The 5,806-nt window shown below is 68.4% G+C and carries 8 protein-coding genes; 6 read left to right on the top strand and 2 right to left on the bottom strand.

The annotated features are described in order from the left end of the window. Positions 1-17: 17 nt before the first annotated feature. From cyoC to AAG801_RS39750, 6 genes are all read left to right on the top strand, one after another. Complete coding sequence (gene cyoC / locus AAG801_RS39775; RefSeq protein ID WP_341893389.1) at positions 18-632, top strand: cytochrome o ubiquinol oxidase subunit III; 615 nt, start codon at positions 18-20, stop codon at positions 630-632. Continuing rightward, entirely contained in the window at positions 629-1,039 is a 411-nt protein-coding gene (gene cyoD / locus AAG801_RS39770) for a cytochrome o ubiquinol oxidase subunit IV (protein WP_101489071.1), read from the top strand. Before cyoC ends, cyoD begins: the two co-directional genes overlap by 4 nt. Further along, positions 1,039-1,872, top strand: a complete 834-nt coding sequence (locus AAG801_RS39765; RefSeq protein ID WP_341893388.1) for an SURF1 family protein — start codon at positions 1,039-1,041, stop codon at positions 1,870-1,872. Before cyoD ends, AAG801_RS39765 begins: the two co-directional genes overlap by 1 nt. Continuing rightward, complete coding sequence (locus tag AAG801_RS39760; RefSeq protein ID WP_341893387.1) at positions 1,856-3,247, top strand: ATP-binding protein; 1,392 nt, start codon at positions 1,856-1,858, stop codon at positions 3,245-3,247. The genes AAG801_RS39765 and AAG801_RS39760 overlap by 17 nt, the downstream gene beginning before the upstream one ends. After that, on the top strand, positions 3,244-3,810 hold the full coding sequence (locus tag AAG801_RS39755) for a response regulator transcription factor (protein ID WP_341893386.1): 567 nt from the start codon (positions 3,244-3,246) through the stop codon (positions 3,808-3,810). The genes AAG801_RS39760 and AAG801_RS39755 overlap by 4 nt, the downstream gene beginning before the upstream one ends. Before the next feature lie 63 nt (positions 3,811-3,873). Then, positions 3,874-4,581 (top strand): hemolysin III family protein, encoded by a 708-nt coding sequence (locus tag AAG801_RS39750; protein WP_341893385.1) that lies wholly within the window; start codon positions 3,874-3,876, stop codon positions 4,579-4,581. Between the two features lie 13 nt (positions 4,582-4,594). On the opposite strand, the gene AAG801_RS39745 is transcribed toward AAG801_RS39750, so the two are convergent. Together AAG801_RS39745 and AAG801_RS39740 are read right to left on the bottom strand one after the other, a co-directional pair. Then, the gene (locus tag AAG801_RS39745) at positions 4,595-4,819 is read right to left on the bottom strand and encodes a SlyX family protein (RefSeq protein WP_341893384.1); all 225 of its coding nucleotides are present in this window, start codon (positions 4,817-4,819) and stop codon (positions 4,595-4,597) included. A gap of 48 nt (positions 4,820-4,867) precedes the next feature. Beyond that, positions 4,868-5,761, bottom strand: coding sequence for an SDR family NAD(P)-dependent oxidoreductase (locus AAG801_RS39740; RefSeq protein WP_341893383.1), 894 nt, complete (start codon positions 5,759-5,761; stop codon positions 4,868-4,870). Positions 5,762-5,806: the final 45 nt, after the last annotated feature.

Raw genomic sequence — 5,806 nt, 5'->3', positions numbered from 1 at the left:
CCCCCCCCCACAGCGACCTGACGGGCAAGCCGCCGGTGTTCGAGCTGTTCCACGTGCGCAACGAGGACCACCATCCCGAGAACGGCACGCTGCTGGGCTTCTGGCTCTACCTGATGAGCGACTGCCTCATCTTTGCCTGCCTGTTCGCGGTGTACGGCGTGCTGGGCCGCAGCTACGCGGCCGGCCCCTCGGGCGCCGACCTGTTCGACCTGCCTCTGGTGGCGATGAACACGTCGCTGCTGCTGCTGTCGTCGATCACCTACGGCTTCGCGATGCTCGAGATGCAGCGCAAGCGCATGGGCGGCGTGCTGCTGTGGCTGGGCATCACCGGCCTGCTGGGCCTGGGCTTCATCGGCCTGGAGCTGTACGAGTTCGCGCACCTGCTGCACGAAGGCGCCGGCCCGCAGCGCAGCGCGTTCCTGTCGTCGTTCTTCGCACTGGTGGGCACGCACGGCCTGCACGTGAGCTTCGGCATCATCTGGCTCGTCGTGCTGATGTTCCAGCTGCCCAAGCACGGCTTTACCCCCGCCAACCGCCGCCGCCTGATGTGCCTGTCGATGTTCTGGCACTTCCTGGACGTCGTGTGGATCGGCGTCTTCACTTTCGTCTACCTCATGGGATCGATGGCATGAGCGCCCCCGCACACACCGACGCGCACGGCCATGGCGCACACGATGGGCATGACGCCCATCACGACGACGGCCCCGTGAGCCACAGCACCTTCAAGGGCTACATGACCGGCTTCGTGCTGGCCGTGATCCTGACCGCGATCCCGTTCTGGCTCGTGATGGGCAAGGTGATCGCCAACCCGAGCACCACCGCCCTCGTCATCCTCGGCTTCGCCGTGGTGCAGATCGTGGTCCACATGGTGTACTTCCTGCACATGGACGCGAAGTCGGAAGGCGGCTGGAACATGCTGGCGCTGATCTTCACGCTGGTGCTCGTGGTCATCACGCTGGCCGGGTCGCTGTGGGTCATGTATCACATGAACACCAACATGATGCCGGCCATGGTCCACGACATGAAGAACATGCCCTGATGGCATCGACCGCCCGCCCGCGCTCGGTTGTCACGCGTGCGGCGCTGGCGGTCTGCGCCGTCCTCGCCTTCGCCGGCTTTCTCGCGCTCGGCACCTGGCAGGTCGAGCGCCGAGCCTGGAAGCTCGATCTCATCGCCCGCGTCGACCAGCGCGTGCATGCCCCGGCCACCGACGCGCCGGCGCGCTCCGAATGGCCCACGGTCAACGCGGCCGACGACGAATACACCCACGTGCGCCTTCGCGGCACGTTCCTCCACGACAAGGAAGCGCTGGTGCAGGCCAGCACCCGGCTCGGTGCCGGCTTCTGGGTGCTGACCCCGCTGCGCACCACCGACGGCAGCGTCGTGCTCGTCAACCGCGGCTTCGTGCCGCCCGAGGCGCGCGAGCGCGCAGCGCGCACCGCCCCCGAGCCCCAGGGCGACACCACCGTCGCCGGCCTGCTGCGCCTCACCGAACCGAAGGGCGGCTTCCTGCGCACGAACGACCCCGCGGCCGACCGCTGGTTCTCGCGCGACGTGCAGGCCATTGCCGCCGCGCGCGGCCTGGGCGACGTGGCGCCCTACTTCGTCGATGCCGAGGCCGGGCCCGCGACTGCGCAGGCCGCGCCGACCTGGCCGGCAGGCGGCCTGACCGTCATCGCCTTTCCCAACAGCCACCTCGTCTACGCCCTCACCTGGTACGGGCTGGCGCTGATGGTGCTCGGCGCCGCGTGGTTCGTGTGGCGCGACGACAGGCGCCGGCAGGCGGCACCCGGCGGCAGCGGCGAAAATGCACCGCATGCCGACGCCGCACGCCCCGATCACGCCGGTCCCGCCGATGTCCGCCGCGACTGACAAGCTCGTCGCGGTCGCCGGCGAGCTGCACGCCCCGCGCGCGGGCGTTGCGAGCCTGGACAACGTCATCGGCCACCAGAACATGCAGCAGCTGATCCAGCTGCGCTGGTTCGCCGTCGTCGGGCAGGTCGCCACCATCCTCGTCGTGCACTACGGCTTCGGCATCCGCCTGCCGCTGAACCACATGCTGCAGGTGCTCACCTGCCTCGCCCTGTTCAACACGGTGAGCCTGCTGCGCCTGCGCATCCACGGCCGCGTGACCAACGGCGAGCTGTTCGTCGCGCTGCTGGTCGACGTGGCCACGCTCACGGCCCAGCTGTACCTCAGCGGCGGCGCCACCAACCCCTTCGTCTTCCTGTACCTGCTGCAGGTGATCCTGGGCGCGGTGCTGCTCAAGGCCTGGTCGACCTGGACCATCGTGGTCATCACCGGCCTGTGCTTTGCGGGCCTGGCGCTGTTCTCGCGCCCGCTGCCGCTGCCGCTGGACCACGACCGCGGCCTGTGGAGTCCCTACGTGCAGGGCATGCTGGTGTGCTTTGCGCTCAACGCCGCGCTGCTGGTGGTCTTCATCACCCGCATCAGCCGCAACCTGCGCGTGCGCGACGCGCGGCTGGCCGACCTGCGCCAGCGCGCGTCGGAAGAAGAACACATCGTGCGCATGGGCCTCCTGGCCTCGGGCGCGGCGCACGAGCTGGGCACGCCGCTGGCCACGCTGGCCGTGATCCTGGGCGACTGGCGCCGGCTGCCGCACTTCAGCTCCGACCCCGAGCTGCTGCAGGAAGTGGCCGAGATGGAAGTGCAGATCCAGCGCTGCAAGAGCATCGTGAGCGGCATCCTGCTGTCGGCCGGCGAGACGCGCGGCGAGTCGTCCGAAGAGACCACCGTGCGCACCTTCCTGGACGACCTCGTCGAAGAATGGCGCACCACGCGCCCGGTCGAAGAGTTCGACTACGAGAACCTGTTCGGCCAAGACCTGCCGATGGTTTCCGACTCGGCGATCAAGCAGATGGTGTGCAACGTGCTCGACAACGCGCTCGAGGCCTCCCCGCACTGGCTGCGCCTGGAAGCCACGCACGACGCCGACGCGCTCACCATCACCGTCACCGACGCGGGCCCCGGTTTCATGCCGGCCATCCTCGCGGAGTTCGGCAAGCCCTACCAGTCGAGCAAGGGCCGTCCCGGCGGCGGGCTGGGCCTGTTCCTGGTCGTGAACGTGGCGCGCACACTGGGTGGGCGCGTCGCCGTGCGCAACCGCCCCGAGGGCGGCGCCATCGTGACCATCACGCTGCCGCTGGCGGCCATCGTGCTCGAAGAAGACGAGGAAGCCCCAGCCATCGCGGACAACGCCGCCCCCCCAGCCCCGAGCAGCCCATGACCCTCACACCCGACCCCACCGCCGAGGTCCGCCAGCTGCTCATCGTCGAGGACGACGAGGCCTTCGCGCGCACGCTCGCACGTTCCTTCGAGCGGCGCGGCTACGTGGTCGTGCACGCGCGCAACCTCGAGGAAGTGGAAGCGCTGCTCGAAGAAGGCGACGGCCCCTCACCCGGTTACGCCGTGGTCGACCTGAAGCTCAACGGCGAGGCCTCGGGCCTGGCCTGCGTGCAGATCCTGCACCGGCACGACGCCGAGATGCTGATCGTGGTGCTCACCGGCTTCGCGAGCATCGCCACCGCCGTCGAGGCCATCAAGCTCGGCGCCTGCCATTACCTGGCCAAGCCCTCGAACACCGACGACATCGAGGCCGCCTTCGGCCGCGCCGCCGGCACCACCGAGGTCGAACTGACCAACCGCTCGACCTCGATCAAGACGCTGGAGTGGGAGCGCATCCACGAAATGCTGGCCGAAACCGGCTTCAACATCTCGGAAACCGCGCGCCGGCTTGGCATGCATCGGCGCACATTGGCGCGCAAACTCGGCAAACAGCAGGTCAAGTAACATGATCTGCCGGTTTCGCGCATTTCTGCGGAACCAAACCCGATCCTGGAGGCTCTGTTCCTGATGACGAATAGCCCGCCGCTGCAGCTGCAGCCCGCCCTTTCCGCCGATCTGCAGAAAAAGCCGGCGTCCGCCGCGCGCGACCAGACCGCGATGGAAGAGCTCTTCAACGCCCTGAGCCACGGCCTGGGCCTGCTATTGGCGATCGCCTCGCTGCCGATCCTGGTCTACAGCGCCGCCCAGAAGGGCCAGGCCGCGGCCGTGGTGGGCGCGTCGCTCTTCGCGGGCACGGCCATCGTGCTGTACCTGATCTCCACGCTGTACCACGCGCTGCCGATCGGCCGCGCCAAGGCCTGGTTCAACCGGCTCGACCACGCGGCCATCTACCTGTTCATTGCGGGCAGCTACATGCCCTTCCTGTTCGGCGTGCTGCGCGGGCCCTGGGGCTGGACCCTGTTCGGCGCCATCACCGCCGCCGCCGTGCTGGGCGTGAGCGCCAAGCTGTTCAACCGCCTGCAGCACCCGCTGTGGTCCACCGGCCTGTACGTGGCGATGGGCTGGATGGCGCTGATGGCGGCGGTGCCGCTGTACGAGCGCATGTCATCGGCCGGGCTGGCCTGGCTCGTGGCCGGCGGGCTGTTCTACACGGCCGGGGCCGTGGTGTTCCTGTTCGACAACAAGGTGCGCTACGCGCATTCGGTGTGGCACCTGTTCGTGCTGGCCGGCAGCACCTGCCATTTCTTCGCCGTGCTTTGGCACGCGCACGGCTGAGCGATCTTCCTCTTCAGTAATGCGGGGGAAGCTCGTCGCGCAGGTTGCGCGCGCCCCCGTCCTGCCCTGCGTTCTGGCTCTGCAGCCGCAGCTGGGCGACCTGCAGGATCAGGCTGTCGATCTGCTGCTGCTGCCGGTAGATCGTCATGTTCAGCTGCTCGAGCAGGTCTTCGGTATAGCTCGACTTGATCTCGAGGTCGTTCAGACGCTCGGTCACGTCGTTCGGTGAATGTTCCATGTCGCTATTGGACAGGAAGATCCACCGCTTTTCTTGACAGCGCCCCGCTCAGCGCCGGACCTTCGCCTCGAGCAGGTCGCCCATGCCGATGCGCCGGGCGAAGTCGATGCGCACGCGCTCCGACACCTCGAAGACCTCGGCCGCACCATCGCCCACGAAGTCGATCAGCGAACGCATCGGCCGCGTGCCGCTGGGCAGGCCCACGATGCGCACGATGTCGTCGGCCACTGCCTGCGGATCGGCGTGCTCGGGCGTGAGGGCGGACAGGCGCTCGCCGATGCGGTCCATCACGCCGTCGTAGCGGCTGTAGGCGGCGGCGACAGTCGCATCGGAGGGCTTGCCCGCGCTTGGGAAGTGATCGGTGCCCCGGGTGAACGCGCCCGGCACGACGATCGAGGTCTCGATGCCGAAGCGCGCGATCTCGTAGGCCAGCGTCACCGCCAGCGAATCCATGGCCGCCTTGGCCGCGCCGTACGGGCCCATGAACGGCGGAAAGCCGCCCTTGGTGGTCGTGCTGCTGATCCACAGCATCAGCCCCGACTCTTGTTGGCGCAGGTACGGCAGCACCGCGCGGTTCACGCGCTGGGCACCGAGCACGTTGGTGTCGAACACTTTGGCGATGTCTTCCGGCGTGAAGGCCTCGGTCGGCCCGACCACGAGATGGCCCGCGTTCTGCATCACCACATCGAGGCGGCCGTGTGCCTGGACGATGGTCGCCGCGGCGGCATCGGCGGAGGCCTGCGACAGCACATCGAGTTCGAGCGGATGCAGCTGAAGCCCCCGGGCCGCGGCCAGGGCACGCAGCTCGGCCGCGCGCTCCTTGTTGCGGCCTGCGATGTCGCGCATGGAGGCATAGACGATGTGGCCCGCTTCGGCGAGCGCCTGCGCGCTGAGCTTGCCAATGCCGGAGCCGGCGCCAGTGACGAGGATGACGGATTGCATGAGGGAACGCCTTGAATGAAGGTGAGAGGGAAGGAAGAAAGAAGG

This window comes from Variovorax sp. YR752 (genome assembly GCF_943372545.1).
The sequence above is the reverse complement of the archived record's forward strand: the minus strand, read 5'-3'. Positions and strand labels throughout refer to the sequence as shown.

Excerpts from the sequence above, each read along its gene's own strand:
- AAG801_RS39745 (WP_341893384.1), bottom strand. The coding sequence starts at position 4,819 with ATGGAACATTCACCGAACGACGTGACCGAGCGTCTGAACGACCTCGAG.
- cyoD (WP_101489071.1), top strand. The coding sequence starts at position 629 with ATGAGCGCCCCCGCACACACCGACGCGCACGGCCATGGCGCACACGAT.
- AAG801_RS39755 (WP_341893386.1), top strand. The coding sequence starts at position 3,244 with ATGACCCTCACACCCGACCCCACCGCCGAGGTCCGCCAGCTGCTCATC.
- AAG801_RS39750 (WP_341893385.1), top strand. The coding sequence starts at position 3,874 with ATGACGAATAGCCCGCCGCTGCAGCTGCAGCCCGCCCTTTCCGCCGAT.
- AAG801_RS39760 (WP_341893387.1), top strand. The coding sequence starts at position 1,856 with ATGTCCGCCGCGACTGACAAGCTCGTCGCGGTCGCCGGCGAGCTGCAC.
- AAG801_RS39740 (WP_341893383.1), bottom strand. The coding sequence starts at position 5,761 with ATGCAATCCGTCATCCTCGTCACTGGCGCCGGCTCCGGCATTGGCAAG.
- AAG801_RS39765 (WP_341893388.1), top strand. The coding sequence starts at position 1,039 with ATGGCATCGACCGCCCGCCCGCGCTCGGTTGTCACGCGTGCGGCGCTG.